Annotated in this window: 1 pseudogene; it reads right to left on the bottom strand. The window is 38.6% G+C overall.

What is annotated here, in order from left to right:
- Window positions 1-123 precede the first annotated feature (123 nt).
- Window positions 124-254, bottom strand: a pseudogene (locus HC752_RS24550) (transposase); the annotation flags it as partial.

Below are 254 nucleotides of genomic sequence, written 5' to 3'. Positions count from 1 at the left end.
TTGATTGTATTGCTTCCAGTTGGTGGTTTTGTAACAAGGTTTAGGCATTGGGCTACGAGGTGAAGTGAATGTAGCTGATCAGATCGTAGGTTATTGATTTAGTTCCAATGAATTACGCAACAAAGCCATCCCGTCAAACACTTTATTTCGTTTTGCTCTGATGATATGACAAACTTCGATTTTTGTTGAATCAACAAACTGAATACCTGTCGGTTTTCCAAGCTTTGAAGTGAGATAGGAACACATTGGGATCA

It is taken from the genome of Vibrio sp. S9_S30 (assembly GCF_014694455.1).
Taxonomy (GTDB): Bacteria; Pseudomonadota; Gammaproteobacteria; order Enterobacterales; family Vibrionaceae; genus Vibrio.
Note: the sequence above shows the minus strand (reverse complement) of the source record. Positions and strands in the feature narration are given on the sequence as shown.